Consider the following 1,250-nt stretch of genomic DNA (forward strand, 5'->3'; position numbering starts at 1 on the left):
ACTCAACTTTCGCATACCAAATTAGGCAGGTAAGCTCTGATATAACTAGGCAGACCTGCAATCCATTGTGATAGTTGATTTTTAAGTAATTGTTGTGTTTGTTTATTGGTTTTCTTCAAGACATCTTGAAGAAGCTCGATTAATTGCTGCAATGCGACAGCCCAATCAAGTTCATTTACTTCATCACAAAGGTCATAAAATAAGCCACCTAATGTGCGTTCATCTGTGTGGCAACGATTTTGCCAAGATAGAATGATGTATCTAGTAAAAACTATGGTTGTATGACTGATAAGTAAGTCATAGGAGCGTCCTTGAAATTCTTTCTGTAAGCGAAGGAGCGATTTTGTCGTCTTAAAAAACACTTCAATATCCCAACGAATCCCGTAAATACGGACGATTTCTTGTTCGGAAAGAGTGCAATCTGTGCTAAGAATCGCGAGCCATTCGCTTTTCTTATTACGATTTTGAACGAACACGACTTTAACGGGTACACCGTTTTTCATCGTCGTCATGACGGAACGAAGAAGCCCTTTCTTTCCTTGAAGTGGTGACGCTAACCGATAGAGTTCTTTTAATGAAACCATTTGACCATTCATTTGATAACGTTGCTTTGCATTTTTGACCATACCAATAACGTCAAGCCCTTGTTCGACGATTGCCTGAATCAAAGGTTGTTGAGTAAACCATGTGTCCATCAACACGTAAGAGGCCTCGATTCCACTGGATAATGCCCGTTCAATCATTGATGGGATTTGATCAGGCGCAGACTGGAGAGCTTCAACACGACGCTTATAACCAGAACATCGTTTATCCATTTCTTCGTTGATTCCATTAATAGAAGAGGTTTTTGAGCTTAGTAAAGAGAAGTCAACAGGCATGAAGGTATGCCCATCTGACCAGCCTAATGTAAGCATTCGAAATCCTTTATAAAATCGCATTTTCAAGGAAGCATGATCAAAACAACGGGCAAGCAATTCCACGTTCTTACTACGATTTCGATCAAATGTAGAGTCATCAATAATAAGCACTTTCGGACGGTCCATTGATGTAAGCACACTGACCTTTTGAATGGTAGCTGTACTAAAGAATAAAAGAAATTTCCGCCAAGCAAACTTGGAATGATTTAAAAAACGATAGACGGTATCCTTACCCGGATAACGCTCGCTCTTTTTTGAAGTGACAAGGGCAAACCAATTTTTTTGATGAAAGATTAGACTAAAAACAAGCTGAAACAGATAGGCACATGAAAA

Annotated in this window: 1 protein-coding gene; it reads right to left on the reverse strand. The window is 39.3% G+C overall.

The genetic code is table 11. The features are described 5' to 3' along the window. Window positions 1-2: 2 nt before the first annotated feature. Window positions 3-1,250: IS4 family transposase (locus ACTNDN_RS24860; RefSeq protein WP_441132568.1), on the reverse strand; the 1,248-nt coding region annotated here is incomplete at its 5' end.

The organism is Niallia sp. HCP3S3_B10 (genome assembly GCF_052064465.1).
Lineage (GTDB): Bacteria > Bacillota > Bacilli > Bacillales > Cytobacillaceae > Niallia > Niallia hominis.